A 20,901-nucleotide genomic window follows, 5' to 3' on the forward strand; every position below is an offset into this window, starting at 1 on the left:
CCGGACATCTCCCCCACGAGGGGGGAGATCAGCAGCTTCAGCGCTCCGCCCCTTTCTCCAACGTCGGCGATTGGCGAAAGCCAAGGTGACATCCAATCTCCCCCCAACTTGTGGGGGAGATGCCCGGCAGGGCAGAGGGGGGCGCTGTCCCGCCAGCATCTCCAAGCAAGCGGATGCTGAAACGTCTACCCATTCACCAGCGCCAGCAGTTCCTCCGTATAGCGCTTGCCGACCACCTTGTCGGGCGACAGCGCGTCGCCGATCGCCGCAGCCTCGGCGGCGCTCAGCCCGATCCCGGCCGCCGCCGTGTTCTGCTCCAGATGGCGGATCTTGCGCGCGCCGGGGATCGGCACGATGAAATCGCCCTGGTGCAGCACCCAGGCGAGCGCCAGTTGCGCCGACGTCACGCCCTTTTCCGCCGCCAGCTTTTCCAGCACCGCGATGACGGCGTTGTTGGCTGCCATGGCTTCGGCCTGGAAGCGCGGCAGGCCGAGGCGCCAGTCGCCGGCGCCGAGAGCGTCCGGCTTGGCGATCGTGCCGGTGAGCAGGCCGCGGCCGAGCGGGCTGTAGGGCACAAAGCCGATGCCGAGCTCGCGGCAGACGGCAAAAACCTCGTCCTCGGGATCGCGGCTCCACAGCGAATATTCGCTCTGCACGGCGGCGATCGGATGCACGGCATGCGCCCGGCGGATGGTCGCTGCACTTGCCTCCGAGAGGCCGAGCGCGCGTACCTTGCCCGCGCGTACCAGCTCGGCCATGGCGCCGACCGTATCCTCGATCGGCACGTTCGGGTCGACCCGGTGCTGGTAGTAGAGATCGATGACGTCGGTGTTCAAGCGCTTCAGCGAGGCTTCCGCCACCGCCTTGACGTGCTCGGGACGGCTGTCGACGCCGGCCATGCGGTCGGTGCCGGTGCCTTGCTCCAGGATCTTGAAGCCGAATTTGGTGGCGATCGTCACCTGGTCACGCACCGGCTTCAGCGCCTTGCCGAGCAGGATCTCGTTTTCATAAGGGCCATAGACTTCGGCGGTGTCGAAGAAGGTGACGCCGATCTCGACGGCACGGCGCAGCGTGGCGATCGCCTCGGCTTCCGGCTGGCCGCCATAGCCGAAGCTCATGCCCATGCAGCCGAGGCCGACGGGGAAGACTTCGAGTTCAGTTCCAAGTTTGCGGTTTTGCATGGCGCATCTCCTTGTTGCGATGGGAGGGAGATAGCGCCTTGCATCTCGTTCGATAATCTGGCTACTTTGGTACGGCTTGTTCTACAAGATAGATCAATGAACCGAACGAACCTTTCCCAGCTCGCGGTGCTCGCGACCGTCGCCCAGTGCGCCAGCTTTCGCGGCGCCGCGCGCGAGCTCGGCATCGCGCCGTCGGCGGTCAGCCATGCGGTGTCGAGCCTGGAAGCCCGGCTCGGCGTGCGGCTCTTGGCCCGCAGCACGCGCAGCGTCGCGCCGACGGAGGAAGGTGCGCAGCTCTTGGAACGGCTGCGGCCGGCGCTTTCCGAGATCGACCTGGCGCTGGAGACGGCGGTCGAGGCGCGCGACCGGCCGGCCGGCAATCTCAGGCTCAGCGTGCCGCGCACCGCCGCGCATCTGGCGCTGACGCCGCGGCTCGCCGCCTTCGCAGCCGCCTATCCCGATATCGTGCTGGAGATCGTTATCGAGGACCGCTTCACCGACGTGGTCGAGGGCGGCTTCGACGCCGGGGTGCGGCTCGGCGAAAGCCTGCAGCGCGACATGATCGCGGTGCGCATCGGGCCCGACCTTCGCGGCGCCGTCGTCGGCGCGCCATCCTATTTCGCGACGATGCGGAAGCCGCGCCATCCGCGCGAGCTGGCCGACCACCGCTGCATCCGCTTCCGCTTCTCCAGCGGCATCCTCTACCGCTGGGAGTTCGAGAAGGACGGCGAGGAAATAGAGATCGCCGCGCAAGGGCCGCTGATCCTCGACGAGGACCATCTGATCGCCCAGGCGGCGGTCGACGGCGCAGGCCTCGCCTTCGTCTTCGAGCCCTACGTGCGGGCCCCGCTCGCCGACGGCCGGCTGATCCGCGTGCTGGAGGACTGGTGCCCGTCCTTCGACGGCTTCTTCGTCTATTATCCGAGCCGGCGCCAGATGCGGCCGGCGCTGCGGGCCTTCGTCGATTTCTTCAAGGTGGGCGGATAGCGGAGCCCGGAAGAAAGCCGGAAGCAGGAGCGTTTGCGCACCATGCAGGCATCCATCACCAACACCACAACCCGCTATGGCTGGGCGATGATCATCCTCCACTGGCTGATCGGCATCATCTTCATAGGCCAGTTCGTGCTCGGCTTCGTCATGATGCGGATCGAAAGCCAGCGGGCGTCCTTCGAGCTGATCCAGCTGCACAAATCCTTCGGCTTCCTGCTGCTTGGGCTGATCATCCTGCGCATCGCCTGGCGGCTCGGCAATCAAGCGCCGGCGCTCCCGCCTTCGGTCGGCACATTGGAACGCAGGGCAGCGCCGCTGGCGCATTTCGCGCTCTATGCGTTCCAGGTCGCCTTGCCAGTCTCCGGCTGGGCGCTGGTTTCGGTCTCGACGCTGGAAATCCCGACCATGCCGTTCAACCTGTTCGTCATGCCCGACCTGCCGCTCAGCGAATCCGACGCGGCGGAAAGCTTCTGGTCGGCGGCGCACTGGTACCTCGCCTATGCCGGCATCGCGCTGGTGGCGCTGCATGTCGCCGCCGCACTTCGCCACCATTTCCTGCTGCGCGACACCGTGCTGGCGCGCATAATCACGCCTTCGTCAGGACGGGAATAGAGCGGGCAGCCCGTTCGTTGGTGGCGGGAAGACAGCAATGCGCTGGCTCAGGATAGGACAGATTTCCATGCATGCGCGCATCCTCGGATTTGCGGCTTTTGCCGCTTGCCTTGCCGTGCCCGCCGTCGCGGCAGTGGCCCTCAGCGACGCCGCCGGCAGCTACACGATCAGCCCGGCGGGCTCCAGCATCCGCTTCACCATCGGCAAGGCGGGCGGCGGCGGCTTCGACGGCGCCTTCGGCCGCTTCAAGGGCACGATCCGCATCGACAATGCCGATGTCGGCCGCTCGAAGGTCGACCTCACCATCTATCCGGAAAGCGTCGGCACCGGACAGGGCCGCATCGACGCCTTCCTGCGCTCAGACGCGGTGTTCGACAGCGCCAACAATCCGGAGATCCAGTTCCGCTCGACAAACGTGACCCGCACCGGCGACACGACCGCGCTGGTGACCGGCAGGCTGACCGCGCGCGGCAAGACGTTCTCGGAGAAATTCACCGCCGAGCTCGACGGGCTGAAGTCCGGCACGATCAAATTCCATGTCACGGGCAAGGTGCTGCGATCGCGCTACGGCATGGATGTCGGTACGCCGCTCTATTCCAACGTCGTCGACTTCGACATGACGCTGATGGGTAGAAGGGGCTAGTTCTAAGCCCCGCTTCCTCGGGTTCGTCATCCTAGGGCGAAGCAAGGAGCGAAGCGACGCGCGCAGACCCTAGGATCCATTCCGTGACGCTAAGGCATTGCAACGGCTACAGAATTCTGCACCGTTGCACTTTACGTCACAGGCCACGGAATGGATCCTCGGGTCAAGCCCGAGGATGACGAAGGCGCTTTGTGACCCGGGCACCGCATTGGCTTTTCCGCCGATTTCGGGCAAACCTCGTCGCCTGTAAATCGACATGGAGAAGCACAATGTTCCGATGGGGTGTTCTGTCGACGGCCAAGATCGGCCGCGAGCAGCTTTTGCCGGCAATTGTGGACTCGGAAAACGGCGTGCTGTCGGCGATCGCCAGCCGCGACCTGTCGAAGGCGAGCGCGCTGGCCGACCGCTTCGGCGCCCGCCACGCCTTCGGCTCCTATGAGGAGCTGCTTGCCTCCAAGGAGGTCGACGGCGTCTACATCCCGCTGCCCACCTCGCAGCATGTCGAGTGGACGGCAAAGGCGATCGAAGCGGGAAAACATGTGCTGGTCGAGAAGCCGCTGGCCCTCGACGCCAGGGACATCGCGCCGCTGATCAAGCTGCGCGACGAAAAGAGGGTGCAGGTCTGCGAGGCCTTCATGGTCGTCTATCATCCGCAATGGATCAAGGTGCGCGACCTTATCGCCGGCGGCGCCATCGGCCGGCTCCGCCATGTGCAGGGCGCGTTCTCCTATTACAATGTCGACCCTAACAACATGCGCAACAAGCTCGACCTCGGCGGCGGCGCGCTGCCCGACATCGGCGTCTATCCGACGGTGTCGACGCGATTCTCGACCGGCAAGGAGCCGCTCCGCGTGCAGGCGACGATCGAGCGCGACAAGACCTTCGGCACCGACATCTTTTCCTCGATCCGCGCCGATTTCGGCGACTTCGAGCTGTCCTTCTATCTCTCGACGCAGATGGCGGCGCGCCAGGTGATGGTCTTCCACGGCGAGAAGGGCTTCATCGAGGTGTTTTCGCCCTTCAACGCCGGGCTCTACGACCACCACCGCGTCGAGCTGCACAACCAGAACCATACCGAGGCGCAGGTGTTCCGCTTCCCCGGCACGCAGCAGTACCGGCTGGAATGCGAGGCCTTCGTGCGCGCCGCCCAGGGCGGCAAGGAACGCGTCTTCACGCTGGAGGAATCGGTGCTCAACCAGAAAGTCATCGACGCCATCTTCCGCGCCGGCGAGAAAGACGGCTGGGAGCCCGTCTGAGATAGTCGCCGAACGGCGGATTTTGGCGGAGGAAAACATGGCTGACGCGGACGTCATCATTGTCGGCGCGGGGCTTGCAGGCCTCGTGGCCGCGGCAGAACTTGCCGACGCCGGCAAGAAGATCATCATCGTCGACCAGGAGCCGGAACAATCGCTGGGCGGCCAGGCCTTCTGGTCGTTCGGCGGACTCTTTCTCGTCGATTCCCCCGAGCAGCGGCGCATGCGCATTCGCGATTCGCATGACCTGGCGCTCGAGGACTGGATGGGCACCGCCGCCTTCGACCGTCCGGAGGATTTCTGGCCGCGCAAATGGGCGGAAGCCTATGTCGGCTTCGCCGCCGGCGAGAAGCGCTCCTGGCTGATCCAGCGCGGGATAAAGTTCTTCCCGGTCGTCGGCTGGGCCGAGCGCGGCGGCGGCAATGCGACCGGCCACGGCAATTCGGTGCCGCGTTTCCACGTCACCTGGGGCACCGGCCCCGGCGTGCTCGAGCCTTTCGTGCTGCGTGTGCGCGAGGCGCAAAAGCGCGGGCTTGTCCAATTCAGGTTCCGCCACCGGGTCAATGAAATCACGCGGACCGGCAAGACCGTGACCGGCGTGCGCGGCGACATTCTCGAGCCAAGCAGCGTCGAGCGCGGGCATAAAAGCTCGCGCGAGATCGTCAGCGATTTCGAGCTGCGGGCGCAGGCGGTGATCGTCGCCTCCGGCGGCATAGGCGGCAATCACGAATTGGTGCGCAAGAACTGGCCGGCGCGGCTGGGCGCGCCGCCGAAGCGGATGATCACCGGTGTGCCGGACCATGTCGACGGCCGCATGCTGGCCATCACCGAACAGGCCGGCGGGTCGATCATCAATCGCGACCGCATGTGGCACTATGTCGAGGGCATCAAGAACTGGGCGCCGATCTGGAGCGAGCACGCGATCCGCATCCTGCCCGGCCCGTCATCGCTCTGGCTCGACGCGCGCGGAAAACGGCTGCCGGTGCCGCTTTATCCCGGCTTCGACACACTTGCCACGCTCAGCCACATCATGGGCACCGGCTTCGATTATTCCTGGTTCATCCTGACCAAGAAGATCATCCAGAAGGAGTTCGCGCTGTCGGGCTCGGAGCAGAACCCGGACCTCACCGGCAAAAGCTGGCGGCAGGTGCTGGGCCGCGCCACGTCGGGCATTCCCGGCCCGGTAAAAGCCTTCATGGAAAAGGGCGAGGATTTCATAGTCGAGGCCGACCTTTCGAAGCTGGTAGCGCGCATGAACGCGCTGGCCGGCGACGAGCCGCTGCTCGAGGTCGCCCAGGTCGAGCGCGAGATCCGCGCCCGCGACATGCAGCTCGACAACCCGTTCTCCAAGGATGCGCAGGTCACTGCGCTGCGCGGCGCGCGCGCCTATCTCGGCGACAAGCTGATCCGCACGGCCAGGCCGCACAAGATGCTCGATCCGGCGAACGGCCCGCTGATCGCGGTGCGCCTCAATATCCTGACCCGCAAGACGCTTGGCGGCCTGCAGACCGACCTCGACAGCCGCGTGCTCGACGCCGAGGGCCAGCCGGTGCCGGGGCTTTATGCGGTAGGCGAAGCGGCGGGCTTCGGCGGCGGTGGCGTGCACGGCTATGCGGCGCTGGAAGGCACTTTCCTTGGCGGCTGCATCTTCTCCGGCCGCAGCGCTGGGCGAGCCGCGGCAAAGGCGGCCGGCTGAGGACGAAGTCCGGCGATCGATCGCCGCATGAGACACGACCTCATCAAATGATCGTGAGGTCGCCTGATCGTCATGGATCGGCCATCAGAGCAGCAGCATAGCGCTCGCGGAAATCGGTCCAGCTCCGTTCCGAGACGCCCGGCCAAGCCGGTCGGCCACGAGGGGACAACTGGTCCTACCTCACCAATTTATTGTCATTTTGCCAATCACCGCATGTGCGAGCGAACACGAGCTCGCGGGGTCCCCAATGTCTCTCACCGAAGCAACCAAGCCCACCCGGCAAAACTCCCGCCAGGCCAACGCAATGGCGGGATCGCCCGCCCGCCGCCAGATCCTCATCGGCGCCGATTTCATCCAAAAGGGCGAGCCGCATGAGCGGCTCGACCGCTTCTTCGGCGATCTGGCGAGCCGTTTCGATGCCGTGCCGGCGGTCATTTCCGACGGCCGGCCCTGGTCCTATCGCGAGTTGAACAACCGCGCCAACCAGTTTGCGCACCTGTTGATCGAGCGCGGCGTGAGGCCGGGCGACAGGATCGGCCTGCTGCTGGACCGCTCCGCCGAAACCTATATCGCCATGCTGGCGGTGATGAAGGCCGGGGCGGCTTTCGTCCCGCTCGCCACCGCGTTCCCCGAAGATCGCATGGTGATGATCATCGAGGACGCCCATGTCACGATGGTGATCAGCGTCTCCGGCTATGCGGCGCGCGTGGCGCGCCTGCCGGTTCCGCATATCTCGATCGACTCCGCGGACTCCGAAATCGCGCTTCAGCCGGAAACGGCGCCCTTGCCGGATACCAGCCAGGATCAGACCTGCTACATCCTTTACACATCGGGCACCACGGGCAAGCCGAAGGGCGTCGTCATCACCCATCAGAGCTTCTGCAACTTCATCCGTGTCGCCGCGGCGTCCTACGGCTATCAACCCGGCGACCGGGTGTACCAGGGCATGACCATCGCCTTCGACTTCTCCTCGGAAGAGATCTGGGTGCCGTTCGCCGCCGGCGCCACCGTCGTGCCGGCGCCCGGCCAGCAGCCGCTCGTGGGCGAGGAGCTGGCCGGTTTCCTGCGCGATCATGACATCACGTGCATGGCGTGCAGTCCGACGCTGCTCTCCTCGATCGACAGCGACGCGCCGAGCCTGCGCGCGATCCTGGTCGGCGGCGAGGCCTGCTCGCACAAGCTCGTGGTCCGCTGGGCCAGGCCCGGCCGCCAGATCCTGAACACCTATGGCCCGACGGAAGCGACCGTCACCGCGACCATGGCGTTGCTGACGCCGGACGAGCCGGTGACGATCGGCAGGCCGCTGCCAACCTATTCGATAGCAATTCTCGACCCGAAAAGGCCGCAGGTGCTGAGCGGCGACGAGCTCGGCGAAATCTGCATCGGCGGGATGGGTGTGGCGGTCGGCTATCTCAACCGGCCGGAACTGACCGACGAGAAATTCATCCCTGATTTCATCGGTCTGCCGAACAACCCCAGCGGCCGTCTCTATCGAACGGGAGACCTTGGCCGCATCAACGACAAGGGCGAGATCGAATATCACGGCCGCATCGACACCCAGGTGAAGATCCGCGGCTATCGCATCGAGCTGGGCGAGATCGAGGCCGTGCTGCTGGGTCAGCCGGACATCGCGCAAGCGGCGGTCACGACATGGGAGATCGAACCCGAACGCACGGAGCTGGTCGGCTACTACGCGCCCAAGAGCGGTGCGGAGGGAGTGGATCGCACACTGCTTGTGCAGGAGCTGAAGCGACGGCTGCCCGACTACATGGTTCCAGCCTATCTGGAACAGTTGCCCGCCATCCCGATGACGGTCTCCAACAAGGTCGACCTGCGGAAATTGCCGAAGCCGACCAGCGCGCGCGTCGCCGCCGGCCATGCGATGATCGACCCTCGGAACGAAGACGAGAAGTTTCTCGTCGACACGCTGGCGGACGTGCTGAAATTCGAGGACATTTCCATCGAGGACCACTTCTTCGACGATCTCGGCGCGAACTCGCTTTTGATGGCCCGGTTCTGCGCGCGCATCCGTTCCCGCAAGGACTGGTCGACGACCTCGATGCGCGACATCTACCTGCATCCGACGGTCGCGAAGCTCGCCGATCACCTGCGCGCGCCGCAGATGGCCGCGGTTGCCGCGAGCGAGCCGATGCTGACGCATCGCGCCTCCAACCTTGCCTATTGGGGGACAGGGTTCGGGCAGCTGCTGTTCTACGCGCTCTACAGCTATGTCGCGCTTTGGGTGATCAATGACGGCCTCAACTGGGTCTATGACGCGCTGGACGACCCACAGCTCCTCTATCTGCGCTGCGTCCTTCTGTCGGCCGGCGTGTTCTTCGGGCTCAGCGGCTTCGCCATCGTCGCCAAATGGCTGCTGGTCGGCCGCTGGAAGGCCGAGACGTTCCCGATCTGGGGCTGGCGGTACTATCGTTTCTGGATCGTCAAGACACTGGTCCGCTCGGCGCCGGTCGTCCTGTTCCGCGGCAGCCCGCTCTACAGCCTCTATCTGCGCCTGCTCGGCGCCCGGCTCGGCAATCGCACGGTCATCGAATGCCGCTCGGTTCCGGTCTGCACCGACCTGATCACGATCGGCGACAACTCGATCCTGCGCAAGGATTCGATGATCCTCGGCTTCCGCGCCCAGGCCGGCTACATCCGTACCGGCGCCGTCGACATCGGCAACGACGCTTTCATCGGCGTCGGCTCGACCCTGGACATCGACACGCGCATGGGCGACGGCGCGCAGCTCGGCCACGCCTCCTCGCTGCATCGCGGACAGGTCATTCCGGCCGGCGAGCGTTGGCACGGATCGCCGGCGATCCCGACCGAGGCGAACTATTGTACGGTCCCCAACGTGCCGCTGTCGAGGGTGCGCCGGTTCATCTACGAGGCGATCCAGCTCTTCATCCTCTTCGCGGTCGTCACGCCGTTCCCGCTCCTGTTCCACACCTACTGGGAAAATGTCGGCGACGATTATCAGGAGACCATCGGCATCGTGGCGATCGGCACCACGGTCACGGTGGCGGGCTTCATCATCGGCGGCGTGCTGTTGGCGGCGATCGTGCCGCGGCTGTTCAACCTCATGCTGAAGCCCGGCCGAAACTATTCGCTCTACGGCTTTCACTACTGGCTGCAATCGATGCTGGAACTGGTCAGCAACGTGCGATTGCTGAACGTCCTGTTCGGCGACAGCTCGGCCATCGTCTACTATCTGCGCGCCATCGGCTGGCGGCTGAACAAGGTGGATCAGACCGGCTCGAACTTCGGCACCAACCAGCGGCACGAGAACCCGCAGCTGAGCGAGATCGGCTCGCACACGATGGTGTCCGACGGCCTGTTCATGGTCAACATGCAGAAGTCGGCCAACTCCTTCCGCCTCGAGCACACGCGGGTCGGCGAGCGCAACTTCTTCGGCAACAACATCATCTATTCACCGGATTCCCGCACCGGCGACAATGTCCTGCTCGGCACGAAAGTCCACATCCCGGTGGACGGCCCCCTCCGGGAAAATGTCGGGCTGCTGGGCTCGCCGCCCTTCGAGATCCCGCGGATGGTCAATCGCGACAAGGAGCTTCTCGGATTGATCTCCGACAAGGAGCGCCATCGCCGCCTGCCGCTGAAGAACCTCCACAATCTGGTGACCGCGGTGCTGTTCGTGGCCGCGCAGTGGCTGATCCTGTTCCTGACGCTCGCGATCTGGGATCGGGCGCTGAACTACTACACCGAGTGGGCTCAGACCGCCCTGTTCGTGGCGGTGGTGCTGACGTCGGCCATCGCAATTCCGTTCTACATCTTCCTCGAACGCGTCAGCCTCGGTTTCCGCCGGCTGAAGCCGCGAATGGCCACGATCTACGATCCTGTCTTCTGGCGGCACGAACGCCATTGGAAATTGTCGGATTCGCCGATCATGGGCCTGTTCACCGGCACCCCGTTTCGGCCGATCATCCTGCGCCTGATCGGCGTGAAGGTCGGGCGGCGCCTCTATGACGGGGGCAGCGTCATAACTGAGCGGTCGCTGGTCGAGATCGGCGACGACGTGACGCTCAACGAGGGCTGCGTCATCCAGGCGCACTCGCTGGAGGAGGGCGCATTCAAGTCCGACTACATCCGCATCGGCGATGGCTGCACCCTGGCGCCGGCCGCCTTCGTCCACTACGCGGTGGTGATGGGCAAGGGATCCGTGGCGGATGTCGACTGCTTCGTGATGAAGGGCGAGGTGCTGGAGCCGAACACGGTCTGGCGGGGCAACCCGGCGAAGCTCTATGGCGTCGTGACGCCGATCGATCCCCGCGCGACGGAAACCGGACACGCCCCGTGACGAGACAGGCCGGCTTGGGCGATCGATCTGCCACGAGCCGGACAATGCGGCAGCTCGTCGCCTTTATGCCGGCTTCGGTTTCGTGGAGCAGGGATTGGACGACGAGATGATCGCCGTGCTTGAATTGGGCCGATAGCGTGCACGCCCGTTCGGACAGCACACCGCCTGCCATCGCCGTGGATCGGGCGCTGGTCAGCCTTGCGCCACCCGGCGTGCTGACCGGCTGCCGCCGCATCCAGATGGAGGATGAACGATATCTCCTGCCGGCGGAACGCGCTTCAATCGCCACACGCGGGCACAAAGCCCGCGCAGCCAGCGGAGCGGGCCGCCGGATCGCGCATGAATTGCTGGGACGTTTGGGATCCGTCGACATCGCGGTGACGCGTGGCGGCTTGGGAAATCCGATTTGGCCGCCGGGTACCGTCGGTTCAATCGCGCATGACGACGAGATGGCCGTGGCGGTCGCCGCGCGGACGGATGCGATGAGAAGCGTCGGCGTCGACGTCGAGCCCGCCCTGCCATTGCCTGCCGACCTACTGCCCATAGTGGCCGCGCCGCAAGACCGCCTTGGCGATCTCGACCCGGGCATGGGCGGCCGCATTCTGTTTGCCGTCAAGGAAGCGGTCTACAAGGCGTCGTTTCCGCTCGACGGCCGCGTGCTGGGCTTCGAGGACATCGCCATCGATTTCGAAACGGGCGAAGCTGTGACGTCATCCGGCCTGCGGCTGACGGTGCGTTTCGCCATCTCCCCAAGAATCCTGGCGCTGGCTTATCCGGCGCGGTAGCGCTGAGGGTTTCCGCTTGGGCGCGTCGCCTGTCGGGCTCCGAGCAGGACCCGGACCTCACGGGAAAAGCTGGCGGCAAGTGCTGGGCCAAGCCACGTCGGGCATTCCCGGCCCGGTGAGAGCGTTCATAGAAAAGGGCGAGGATTTCATCGTCGAGGCCGAGCAGCCAAAGCTTGTGGCCCGCATGAACGCGCTGGCCGGCGAGCCGTTGCTCGATGCGGCGCAGATCGAACGCGAGATCCGCGCCCGCGACACGCAGCTCGACGATCCGTTCTCGAAGGACATGCAGGTGACGGCGCTGCGTGGCGCGCGTACCTATCTCGGCGACAAGCTGATCCGCACGGCCAAGCGGTGCGCCTCAATATCCAAGCAAGACCGCCTCATGCGGAGGGTACCCACGCGCTTTAACGGATGCTAATATTCTCCATTACTCGGGAACGTCGCAATGTCCAAGATTTGCTTGTTGTGCGCGTGCCTTCTTTTTCTGGCCGGCTTGTCGATACCGGCTGTCTCTGAAGCCCAAACAGGTCAACGCAGCCACAGATATGCACTTGTGATAGGCAACTCCGCCTACCGTTATGCGCCACCGCTCCCAAACGGGGTGAATGATGCCAATGCGATCGCTCAGGTTTTGCGAGAGACAGGTTTTGAGGTCACCCTCGGATTGGACGCTGACGCATCAACGTTGAGGCAACTCATCGGAAAATTCAGGCGAAACTTGCAGCCGGGTGACGTCTCCCTTTTTTACTACGCAGGACACGGGCTCCAGGCGAACGGCGAAAACTACTTATTGCCTGTTGATGCCGCCCTTCAACGTCCGGCCGACTTGGCTCTGGAGGCTGAGCGCCTGCAAGACATTATCGCCGCCATGACGGCCGAGGAAAATACCGCGATCGTCCTTCTCGATGCCTGTCGCGACAATCCTTTCGTTAAGCAATTGAGTGGACAGGCTCAAAGTCGCGGCCTCGCCATAGGAAAGGGGCTGGGAGCCTTGGACGCCGGCAGGGGAGTCTTTATCGGCTTTGCAACACAGCCTGGCAACGTCGCCCTCGATGGGGCTGTCGATCATAGCCCGTTTGCAGACTCTCTCGTGAAGCGCATAAAAACTCCTTCGATCGACATCGAAATCCTTATGCGCCGCGTCCGGTTGGACGTCATGAACGCGACTGCTGGGAGGCAGGTCCCCTGGAGCAACTCATCCCTGGTGGAGCCGGGGTTCTCATTCAACCCAGATGCCGCGTCTAGTCAGTCTCCGGCCGAACCCTATCAGCCAGACATTAACACGGCGACGGAGCTCGAATTTTGGAAATCGATCAAGGATACATCCGATGTCTCCATGTATCGTGCTTATCTAGCGGCATTTCCGAATGGTGCATTCGTCGAAATTGCAAAGGGCCGAATTGCCAAGTTCAAAGTACCCGCGCCGCCACGCAGAAAGATCCTGCCGAAGAAAGTCAGTCGCACGCCGCTACCCTCGTTGCCTATCAATGAACCCTCTGCCAATCGTTCGGCGGAAACGGCACCGGCTAAACCGGAGTCCATTGGGCGATGCAGAGATGGCAACAAGGAGAGATGCCGCCAAAGATGCCGTGAGGGTGCAAGGCGCGCCTGTCGTAAGCTGCAACAGCTAGGGGGTTAACAACGCCGATGACTGCCTCGCGCGGCGACTTAATGCGTTTCACCGTTTCACGGAAACGGCGAAACGCCCTATCTCCTGTTTTTACGCAATTCCGGACGGAAAACCGCTCACACTTTTTCCTGGAATTGCTCTAAGGCGCGTCGCGGCGGGCGTGGTTGACCCGCGATTCGACGACACCATGTGACGGTATGCCGCCCAACTATCGGCTGGCAAGCACCATGCGGTTGCCTTCGCTGTCGCGGAACTCGGCCACGGTGCGGCCCGGCTGCCACGGTGCTTCCTGCGGCTCGGTGACGATCTCGACGCCTTTGGCCTTGAGCGATGCGACCGTTGCCTCGACATCATCGTCGACCAGGACGAGTACCGGCTCGGCGCTCGGCGCTGCATCGGCGCGCCTGATGAAATGCAGGTTGGTGACCGCGTGCGGGAAGGCCAGCTCGACCCAGCGCCAGCCGCCATCGCCCATCGACTGGTCGGCAATGACCTGGCACGCAAGATTGTCGGTATAGAACGCCTTGGCGCGGTCCTGGTCGGATACGGGCAGTTCGGCGAACTGGATATGCATGATGTCTCTCCTTATCGCGGCCGCGGGCGCGGCCTCTACGCGCGAAAGACGTTTGCCCCGAGCAAAAAGATTCGCGAGCCGATGAGAATCTTTTCGGCGGCACGAAACGTCTTGCTGACGCAGACACGTCAAACAGGAGACGACAAATGAACTACAACCTCATCCGCTACGGCGTGAAGGACGCCAGCATCGCCGAGAACCGGGCGCTGGTGGCAAAGGTGTTCGAGGCGCTGGACGAAGCCAAGCCGCAATCCGTGCGCTATCTCGTGCTCGAATTGGAGAATGGTGAATTCGTCCATCTCGTCGGCTACGACAAAGACAGTTCGGCGCTTACCGAGCTTGCTGCCTTCAAGGCCTTCGGAGCCGATCACGCCTCGAGGCGCTCGACGCCGCTGGCCAGGTCGCCGGCGAAGATCATCGGCAATTATCATATGCTGGCGAGTGCCGACGAGGCGGTGCCGGCCTGATCGGCACTGCATGGCCGAACGAGCCGGCAATGCGAGAGTGAAAAGGATGAGCACAGCGAAATTCGACCGCGCGGCGCTTGAGGCCATGCTCGTCGGCCTGCGGCCGAAACTGCACCGCTATGCGGCCCGCATGGCCGGCTCGACGATCGAGGGCGAGGACATCGTGCAGGAGGCGGTGGTGAAGGCGCTTGCCGCGCATGACGGCGGCACCACGGTCGAGCGCCCCGAGCAATGGCTGTTCCGCATCGCCCACAACGCGGCGCAGGATCATCTGCGCCGCCGCCAGCGGGAGCGCTCGCGCATGACCGAGGCCGACATGACTGGAATAGAGGACCTCTCCGCCAGCGCGGAGGCAAGGCTGGCGACCGCGACGAGCCTGCGCAGCTTCATGCAGCTTACGCTGGCGCAGCGCAGCGCGGTGATCCTGGTCGATGTGCTCGGCCTCACCCTGTTCGAGACCTGCGAGGTGACGGGCGGCACGTTAGCCGCCACCAAGGCGGCGCTGCATCGCGGCCGCGCCGAGTTGAAGGCGCTGGCGGCAGCGCCGGACGACATGAGGGTACCAAAGCTCGATCCGCAAGACGAGCGCCGGCTGCGCCACTACATCGACCTCTTCAATGCGCGCGACTTCGACGCCGTCAGGGCGCTGATCGCCGAGGACATCCGGGTCGACGTCGTCAACCGCACCCGCCTGCAAGGCAAGAAAGAGGCCTCGACCTATTTCGGCAATTACGACCGCGTCAGCGACTGGGCGCTCTCGCTCGGCTTCGTCGATCGCCTGCCGGCGATCCTGATCCGCAACCCGCAGGCGGGCAACGCGGTGCGCGGCTTCATACTGATCGACTGGCGCGACGACGAGGTCGTCCGCATCCGAGATTTCCGCTACGCAGCTTATTGTATTGCGGATGCGGATATCCGCTTCGTCGCTGAATAGCCAGGACCAGTATCCAAACAGGTTCGGCCAGACAGCTCCGGCCATGTCTTGCCGGCGTCTTTTTCCTGGTGAATCTAACCTACATCTTCTTCATTCGCGAGCTGATCGAACCGTTGTCGGCGGACAGGGTTCCGCTGAGCGTACGCAAGGTGATGCGTATTCGTGCGTTCGTAACGCTGTGCCTCTTCGGGTTGGCCGCTGTCGTCGCCCTGAAATACCCGATCATCGGATTGGCCGTCTGTTGCTGCTGTCTGGCCGTCTATCTGGGGCCGGAGGCGCCGGGCTCGCGGAGTTAGGGCTGACATTCCGTGGCGCGTCCCTGGGGCCGCCGACGTCAACATCAATATCGATGTTTGAAACATCAATGCTTGACGATAAAACATTTTAATGTAGGCTACAGCACCGAGACCTCATATCTGAGAACTGACCACGAGGGGTCATCGGTGATAACCGCACCGCAATTGCGCGCCGCCAGATCGCTGCTCGGCATCGATCAGCGACGGCTTGCCGAATTGTCCGGCCTGTCGGTGCCGACCATCCAGCGCATGGAAGCCAGCGGCGCGATCATCCGGGGCAATGTCGATTCGCTGATGAAGCTGATCGCCGCGCTCGAGGTAGCAGGCATCGAATTGATCGGCGAGGGCGCGGTCAGCCAGGGTGGCGGACGCGGCGTGCGGCTGAAGGCCGGTTTCGGCCCGGCCAGGGCGCCCGGCGCCGACGATGCCGAGCTCGGCGGGAGCCTGCCGTGATTTCGACCGTGGCCCTTCTGTTGTGCGGTCCCGCTGCGCTTCTGGGAACGGCCGTGCTGGCCGCAGTGGTCAGCCGGCGCGCCTCGGCGACGCGTCTGGTCTATGGCTCGGCACTTGTCATTTCGGTCGCCTTGCTCGTAACCGTCGCGGGCCATCTCGCGGGCAGTCCCGGCGAGGTGTCGGCCATCACTCTGCCGATCGGGCTGCCATGGACCGGCGCCCGGTTCCGTCTCGACGGCCTGTCGGCGTTCTTTCTCGTCGTCGTCAACCTGGGCGGCGCCATCACCAGCCTCTATGCCCTCGGCTACGGCCGGCACGAATCCCGGCGGCATCGCGTGCTGCCGTTCTATCCGGCCTTCCTCGCCGGCATGAACCTTGTGGTGCTCGCCAACGACGCCTTCAGCTTCCTTTTGTCCTGGGAATTCATGTCGCTCGCTTCCTGGGCGCTGGTCATGGCGCATCACCGCGACGAGGCGAACAGGCGGGCCGGCTACATCTATCTGGTGATGGCAAGCTTCGGCACGCTGGCGCTGCTGCTTGCCTTCGGCCTGCTGGCGGGACCGGCGGGAACCTATGCGTTCGACTCTATGCGGGCGGCGCAACCCGGCCCGCTCGCTGCCGGCGCGGTGCTCGCCCTCATGCTGCTCGGCGCCGGCTCCAAGGCCGGCATCGTGCCGCTGCACGCCTGGCTGCCTCTTGCCCATCCGGCAGCACCCAGCCACGTCTCGGCGCTGATGAGCGGCATCATGACGAAAGTCGCCATCTACGGCTTCATCCGCGTGGTGTTCGACCTGCTTGGCGCGCCGGCATGGTGGTCTGGCGTCGCAGTTCTCTTCATCGGGGGGGTGACGGCGGTCCTTGGCATCCTCCACGCGCTGATGGAGAAGGACCTCAAGCGGCTGCTGGCCTACTCGACCATCGAGAATATCGGCGTCGTCTTCGCAAGCCTCGGCCTGGCGCTTGCCTTCAAGGCGAACGCCATGCCGTCGGCCGCGGCGCTGGCCTTCACCGCGGCGCTGTTCCATGTGCTGAACCATTCCTTCTTCAAGAGCCTGCTGTTTTTCGGCGCCGGCGCGGTGCTGACGGCGACCGGCGAGCGCGACATGGAGAGGCTTGGCGGCCTCATCCATCGCCTGCCGGTGACCAGCTTCGTCTTCCTCGTCGGCTGCGTCTCGATCTCGGCGCTGCCGCCGTTCAACGGCTTCGCCTCCGAATGGCTGGTCTTCCAGGCCATCTTGCAAAGTCCCGACCTGCCGCAATGGGGCCTGAAGGTCATCGTGCCGGCCGTGGGCGGCATGCTGGCGCTGGCGGCGGCGCTTGCCGCGGCCTGCTTCGTCAAGGCATTCGGCATCACCTTCCTCGGCCGGGCGCGATCGGCAGCGGTGGAACAGGCGCATGAGGTCGACCGCTGGTCGCTCGCGGCGATGGCCGTGCTTGCCGTCCTCTGCCTGCTCGGCGGCATTCTGCCGGGCTTCGTCATCGACTGGCTCTCGCCGGTGACGCTTTCGCTCATCGGCGAGAGCATGCCGGTGCAGACGGCGCAGCCATGGTTGTCGATCGTGCCGATCGCCGAGAGCCGCAGCTCCTATAACGGCCTGCTGGTGTTTGTCTTCATCACCATGGCGGCCTCGCTCGCGGCCTTCTTCATCCACCGCTTCGCCTCGCACGCGCTGCGCCGCGGCCCGGCTTGGGGATGCGGCTTCGCCGACGCGGTGCCCGCCGCGCAATACACGGCCGTCAGCTTCGCGCAGCCCATTCGCCGGGTGTTCGGCGGCTTCGCGTTCCGCGCCCGGGAAACGGTGGAAATGCCGGCACCCGGCGCCCTGGAACCCGCGCGCCTCAAGCTGGACATGCACGATGTGGCCTGGGAGACGTTCTACCAGCCGATCACCGGCGCGATCGACTACGCCACCGAGCGGCTGAACCACCTGCAGTTTCTGACCATCCGCCGCTACCTGACGCTGGTCTTCCTCTACCTCGTCATCCTGCTTCTGGTGCTCGCGCTATGGCCGTGATTTTCGAGCTGGCCGGGCAGGGCGCGCAGATGTTTTTGGTGCTTTCGCTGGCGCCGCTGCTGATTGGCTTCGTGCGCAAGGTCAAGGCGAGGCTGGTCAGACGGCAGGGACCTTCGCTGATCCAGCCCTATCGTGATCTCAGCCGGCTGATGCGGAAGGAGGTCGTGCTCGCGGATAACGCATCCTGGCTGTTCCGGGTGACGCCCTACCTGATCTTTGCCGCCACCTGGGTTGCCGCGGCGCTGGTGCCGACCTTCGCCGCCGGCCTCCAGTTCAGCTGGACCGCCGATCTCATCGTCATCGTGGCGCTGCTCGGCAGCGCGCGCTTCTTCCAGGCGCTGGCCGGCATGGATGTCGGCACCAGCTTCGGCGGCATCGGCGTCAGCCGCGAGGTGATGATCGCCTCGCTCGCCGAACCGGCGATGCTGCTCATCGTGTTCAGCCTGGCGCTGGTGGCCGGCGCCACGCAGCTTTCGACGGTCGCCGCCTTCATGGGCTCGCCCGAGGTCGGGCTGCGCGTGTCGCTCGGCATGTCGCTGATCGCCCTGGTGATGGTGGCGATCGCCGAGAACGCGCGCATTCCAGTCGACAATCCCGCCACGCATCTGGAACTCACCATGGTGCATGAGGCGATGATCCTGGAATATTCCGGCCGCCATCTGGCGATGATCGAGCTCGCCACCTTCCTCAAGCTGCTGCTCTATGTGTCGCTGATCTCCTGCGTCTTCCTGCCGTGGGGGCTGGCGCATGCCGGGGCGGGGCCGAAAGCGCTGGCTGTTGGAGCAGCCGCCTATCTGGTCAAGCTCGGGGTGCTTGCCATCCTGCTTGCCGTGTTCGAGACGGCGATCGCCAAGATGCGCGTCTTCCGCGTGCCGGACTTCCTCGGTGCTGCGCTGATGCTGGCGCTGCTCGGCACGCTCCTGCTGTTCGTGTCGCGGAGCCTGTGATGAACGGTCTCACCTTCGACATCGCCCATCTGCTCGCCGGCAGCCTGGTGCTGGTCTCCTTCATGATGCTCTATCAGGACCGGCTGTTCGCGCTGATCAACGTCTTTGCGCTGCATGCGGTCGTGCTCGCGCTGTCGGTGGCCTGGCAGGCCTATATCCAGGACGCGCATCACCTCTACATCACCGCCGCGATCGCGCTGGTCTTCAAGGCGGTCGTCATCCCGGTCGGGCTGCATCGCATCATCCAGCGGCTCGGCATCCACCGGGACATCGAGACCGCCGTCGGCATCGGTCCGACCATGCTCGCGGGCATCGGGCTGGTGACGCTCTCCATGGTGCTGATGCTTCGCGTGACGCCCGAGGCCGATCCGCTCGCCCGCGAGGATCTCGCCTTCGCGCTGTCGATCATCCTGCTCGGGCTGCTGGTGATGGTCACTCGGCGCAACGCCGTCAGCCAGGTCGTCGGCTTCATGTCGCTGGAAAACGGCCTGGTGCTGGCCGCAACCGGCGCCAAGGGCATGCCGCTGGTGGTCGAGATCAGCGTCGCCTTCTCGATCCTGATCGCCTTCATCGTCATCGGCGTCTTCCTGTTCCGCATCCGGGAGCGGTTCGATTCGGTCGATGTCGGCGCGCTCGACGACTACCGGGGAGAGCGCCGGTGATCTCCTTCGATGCCGTGGCCGCGATACTTCTCATTCCCGCGGGCGCCGCGGCCATTCTGGCGGCACTGCCGAACTACAAGATGACGGCGATCGTGAACGTCATCGCCAGCCTGCTCACCTTGCTCGCCGCGCTGTCGCTATTCGTCGCCGAGCGGCCGGCGCCGGGGCAATATCTCATCGTCGACGACCTCAACATCGTCTTCATCGTGCTCAACACATTCGTTGGCTTCACCACCAGCGTGTTCAGCGCCTCCTATATCGCGCATGAGCTGGATACCGGCCGGCTGACGGCGCCGAACCTCAGATTCTATCACGCGATGTACCAGATCATGATGTTCGGCATGAACCTGGCCTTCGTGTCGAACAATATCGGGTTGATGTGGGTGGCGGTGGAGCTAGCCACGCTGACCACCGTGCTGATGGTCGGCATCTACCGCACGCATGAGGCGCTGGAGGCGGCCTGGAAATATTTCATCCTGGGAAGCGTCGGCATCGCGCTCGCCTTGTTCGGCACCATCCTCGTCTACATGGCGGCCCAGCCGGTGGTCGGCGAGGGCACCAACGCCATGGTCTGGTCGGTGCTGATCGAGAAGGCGGCGTATTTCGACCCGGCCCTGCTCAGCGTCGCCTTCATCTTCCTGCTGCTCGGCTACGGAACCAAGGTGGGGCTCGCGCCGCTGCATGCCTGGCTGCCCGACGCGCATGCCGAGGGCCCGACGCCGATCTCGGCGGTGCTGTCGGGCCTTCTGCTCAACGTCGCGCTCTACGCCGTGCTGCGCTTCAAGCTGCTGCTCGCCGCCAGCCCGGAGGCGATCGGCCCGGGACCGCTGATGGTCACGATGGGGCTGACCTCGCTGATCTTCGCGGCCTTCATGCTCTACCGGCGCCGCGACATCAAACGCCTGTTCGCCTATTCCTCGATCGAGCACATGGGCATCATCGTCTTCGCCTTCGGCATGGGCGGGCCGCTCGCCAACTTCGCCGGCCTGCTGCACATGGTCATGCACAGCCTGACCAAGTCGGCGATCTTCTTCGCGGTCGGCCATATCGCGCAGGTCAAGGGCACGCAGAAGATCTCCGAGATCAGGGGGCTGACCGAAAGCCATCCCGGGCTCGGCTGGGCGCTGGTCATCGGCGTCGCGGCCATCGCCGGCCTGCCGCCGCTCGGCATCTTCATGAGCGAATTCCTGGTCGTCAGCTCGACCTTCGCCCGGCATCCGTGGCTGGCGATCCCGCTGGTGTTCGGGCTGCTGATTGCCTTCGGCGCGCTTCTGCTGCGGCTGACCGGACTCGCCTTTGGCGAGCCGCGCGGCGGCACGGCGCCGGTCGGGGCCTCCTACGTGCCGATGTACTCGCACCTCGCTCTGGTGTTCGCGGCCGGCGTCTACCTGCCGGCGCCGCTGGTCGCGTGGTTCCAGCATGTCGCCGGTATCCTGGGGTGAGGC

At 64.7% G+C, this 20,901-nt stretch carries 18 protein-coding genes and 1 pseudogene; 17 read left to right on the forward strand and 2 right to left on the reverse strand.

Annotated elements, in window-relative coordinates; all coding sequences use genetic code 11:
• Positions 1 to 185: 185 nt before the first annotated feature.
• A complete protein-coding gene (locus EN874_RS11550; RefSeq protein WP_127424872.1) occupies positions 186 to 1,181 on the reverse strand; it encodes an aldo/keto reductase in 996 nt (331 codons plus the stop codon).
• Between the two features lie 96 nt (positions 1,182 to 1,277).
• Here EN874_RS11550 and EN874_RS11555 point away from each other — a divergent pair, with 96 nt between their 5' ends.
• The 9 genes and pseudogenes from EN874_RS11555 to EN874_RS11600 all read left to right on the forward strand — a co-directional run bounded on the left by EN874_RS11555 (position 1,278) and on the right by EN874_RS11600 (position 13,117).
• The gene (locus tag EN874_RS11555) at positions 1,278 to 2,168 is read left to right on the forward strand and encodes a LysR family transcriptional regulator (RefSeq protein WP_127425036.1); all 891 of its coding nucleotides are present in this window, start codon (positions 1,278 to 1,280) and stop codon (positions 2,166 to 2,168) included.
• 42 nt (positions 2,169 to 2,210) lie between these two features.
• Positions 2,211 to 2,783, forward strand: coding sequence for a cytochrome b (locus EN874_RS11560; RefSeq protein ID WP_127424873.1), 573 nt, complete (start codon positions 2,211 to 2,213; stop codon positions 2,781 to 2,783).
• Positions 2,784 to 2,850: 67 nt separating this feature from the next.
• Positions 2,851 to 3,426 (forward strand): YceI family protein, encoded by a 576-nt coding sequence (locus EN874_RS11565; protein WP_127424874.1) that lies wholly within the window; start codon positions 2,851 to 2,853, stop codon positions 3,424 to 3,426.
• A 269-nt stretch (positions 3,427 to 3,695) separates the two neighbouring features.
• Positions 3,696 to 4,682 carry a Gfo/Idh/MocA family oxidoreductase gene (locus EN874_RS11570; protein WP_127424875.1) on the forward strand — a complete coding sequence of 329 codons (987 nt, stop codon included), beginning with the start codon at positions 3,696 to 3,698 and terminating at the stop codon, positions 4,680 to 4,682.
• 37 nt (positions 4,683 to 4,719) lie between these two features.
• Entirely contained in the window at positions 4,720 to 6,375 is a 1,656-nt protein-coding gene (locus EN874_RS11575) for an FAD-binding dehydrogenase (RefSeq protein ID WP_127424876.1), read from the forward strand.
• A 304-nt stretch (positions 6,376 to 6,679) separates the two neighbouring features.
• The gene (locus EN874_RS11580; protein WP_245513534.1) at positions 6,680 to 10,693 is read left to right on the forward strand and encodes a Pls/PosA family non-ribosomal peptide synthetase; all 4,014 of its coding nucleotides are present in this window, start codon (positions 6,680 to 6,682) and stop codon (positions 10,691 to 10,693) included.
• Positions 10,694 to 10,812: 119 nt separating this feature from the next.
• Positions 10,813 to 11,478: a 4'-phosphopantetheinyl transferase superfamily protein gene (locus EN874_RS11590; protein ID WP_245516040.1), complete on the forward strand. Its 666-nt coding sequence runs from the start codon at positions 10,813 to 10,815 to the stop codon at positions 11,476 to 11,478.
• Positions 11,479 to 11,507: 29 nt separating this feature from the next.
• Positions 11,508 to 11,827, forward strand: a pseudogene (locus tag EN874_RS11595) (FAD-binding dehydrogenase); the annotation flags it as partial.
• 96 nt (positions 11,828 to 11,923) lie between these two features.
• Positions 11,924 to 13,117 (forward strand): caspase domain-containing protein, encoded by a 1,194-nt coding sequence (locus tag EN874_RS11600; RefSeq protein ID WP_127424879.1) that lies wholly within the window; start codon positions 11,924 to 11,926, stop codon positions 13,115 to 13,117.
• Positions 13,118 to 13,316: 199 nt separating this feature from the next.
• Here EN874_RS11600 and EN874_RS11605 read toward each other — a convergent pair whose 3' ends face one another.
• The gene (locus EN874_RS11605) at positions 13,317 to 13,682 is read right to left on the reverse strand and encodes a VOC family protein (protein ID WP_127424880.1); all 366 of its coding nucleotides are present in this window, start codon (positions 13,680 to 13,682) and stop codon (positions 13,317 to 13,319) included.
• A gap of 146 nt (positions 13,683 to 13,828) precedes the next feature.
• Here EN874_RS11605 and EN874_RS11610 point away from each other — a divergent pair, with 146 nt between their 5' ends.
• The 8 genes from EN874_RS11610 to EN874_RS11645 all read left to right on the forward strand — a co-directional run bounded on the left by EN874_RS11610 (position 13,829) and on the right by EN874_RS11645 (position 20,898).
• Entirely contained in the window at positions 13,829 to 14,149 is a 321-nt protein-coding gene (locus tag EN874_RS11610) for a hypothetical protein (RefSeq protein WP_189394113.1), read from the forward strand.
• Positions 14,150 to 14,195: 46 nt separating this feature from the next.
• Positions 14,196 to 15,083 carry a sigma-70 family RNA polymerase sigma factor gene (locus EN874_RS11615; protein WP_127424881.1) on the forward strand — a complete coding sequence of 296 codons (888 nt, stop codon included), beginning with the start codon at positions 14,196 to 14,198 and terminating at the stop codon, positions 15,081 to 15,083.
• A 68-nt stretch (positions 15,084 to 15,151) separates the two neighbouring features.
• Positions 15,152 to 15,379, forward strand: a complete 228-nt coding sequence (locus tag EN874_RS11620) for a hypothetical protein (protein WP_189394112.1) — start codon at positions 15,152 to 15,154, stop codon at positions 15,377 to 15,379.
• 147 nt (positions 15,380 to 15,526) lie between these two features.
• On the forward strand, positions 15,527 to 15,832 hold the full coding sequence (locus EN874_RS11625) for a helix-turn-helix transcriptional regulator (RefSeq protein WP_168247432.1): 306 nt from the start codon (positions 15,527 to 15,529) through the stop codon (positions 15,830 to 15,832).
• The gene (gene hyfB / locus EN874_RS11630) at positions 15,832 to 17,847 is read left to right on the forward strand and encodes a hydrogenase 4 subunit B (protein WP_168247451.1); all 2,016 of its coding nucleotides are present in this window, start codon (positions 15,832 to 15,834) and stop codon (positions 17,845 to 17,847) included. Before EN874_RS11625 ends, hyfB begins: the two co-directional genes overlap by 1 nt.
• On the forward strand, positions 17,838 to 18,794 hold the full coding sequence (locus tag EN874_RS11635; protein ID WP_127424883.1) for an NADH-quinone oxidoreductase subunit H: 957 nt from the start codon (positions 17,838 to 17,840) through the stop codon (positions 18,792 to 18,794). The genes hyfB and EN874_RS11635 overlap by 10 nt, the downstream gene beginning before the upstream one ends.
• Complete coding sequence (locus EN874_RS11640) at positions 18,794 to 19,456, forward strand: hydrogenase-4 component E (protein WP_127424884.1); 663 nt, start codon at positions 18,794 to 18,796, stop codon at positions 19,454 to 19,456. Before EN874_RS11635 ends, EN874_RS11640 begins: the two co-directional genes overlap by 1 nt.
• On the forward strand, positions 19,453 to 20,898 hold the full coding sequence (locus EN874_RS11645; protein ID WP_127424885.1) for a hydrogenase 4 subunit F: 1,446 nt from the start codon (positions 19,453 to 19,455) through the stop codon (positions 20,896 to 20,898). Before EN874_RS11640 ends, EN874_RS11645 begins: the two co-directional genes overlap by 4 nt.
• Positions 20,899 to 20,901: the final 3 nt, after the last annotated feature.

Origin of the sequence: Mesorhizobium sp. M1D.F.Ca.ET.231.01.1.1 (assembly GCF_003999155.2) — a bacterium.
GTDB lineage: Bacteria > Pseudomonadota > Alphaproteobacteria > Rhizobiales > Rhizobiaceae > Mesorhizobium.

Excerpts from the sequence above, each read along its gene's own strand:
- EN874_RS11580 (WP_245513534.1), top strand. The coding sequence starts at position 6,680 with ATGGCGGGATCGCCCGCCCGCCGCCAGATCCTCATCGGCGCCGATTTC.
- EN874_RS11560 (WP_127424873.1), top strand. The coding sequence starts at position 2,211 with ATGCAGGCATCCATCACCAACACCACAACCCGCTATGGCTGGGCGATG.
- EN874_RS11610 (WP_189394113.1), top strand. The coding sequence starts at position 13,829 with ATGAACTACAACCTCATCCGCTACGGCGTGAAGGACGCCAGCATCGCC.
- EN874_RS11640 (WP_127424884.1), top strand. The coding sequence starts at position 18,794 with ATGAACGGTCTCACCTTCGACATCGCCCATCTGCTCGCCGGCAGCCTG.
- EN874_RS11605 (WP_127424880.1), bottom strand. The coding sequence starts at position 13,682 with ATGCATATCCAGTTCGCCGAACTGCCCGTATCCGACCAGGACCGCGCC.
- EN874_RS11600 (WP_127424879.1), top strand. The coding sequence starts at position 11,924 with ATGTCCAAGATTTGCTTGTTGTGCGCGTGCCTTCTTTTTCTGGCCGGC.
- EN874_RS11575 (WP_127424876.1), top strand. The coding sequence starts at position 4,720 with ATGGCTGACGCGGACGTCATCATTGTCGGCGCGGGGCTTGCAGGCCTC.
- EN874_RS11570 (WP_127424875.1), top strand. The coding sequence starts at position 3,696 with ATGTTCCGATGGGGTGTTCTGTCGACGGCCAAGATCGGCCGCGAGCAG.
- EN874_RS11615 (WP_127424881.1), top strand. The coding sequence starts at position 14,196 with ATGAGCACAGCGAAATTCGACCGCGCGGCGCTTGAGGCCATGCTCGTC.
- EN874_RS11635 (WP_127424883.1), top strand. The coding sequence starts at position 17,838 with ATGGCCGTGATTTTCGAGCTGGCCGGGCAGGGCGCGCAGATGTTTTTG.
- EN874_RS11550 (WP_127424872.1), bottom strand. The coding sequence starts at position 1,181 with ATGCAAAACCGCAAACTTGGAACTGAACTCGAAGTCTTCCCCGTCGGC.
- EN874_RS11555 (WP_127425036.1), top strand. The coding sequence starts at position 1,278 with ATGAACCGAACGAACCTTTCCCAGCTCGCGGTGCTCGCGACCGTCGCC.
- EN874_RS11565 (WP_127424874.1), top strand. The coding sequence starts at position 2,851 with ATGCATGCGCGCATCCTCGGATTTGCGGCTTTTGCCGCTTGCCTTGCC.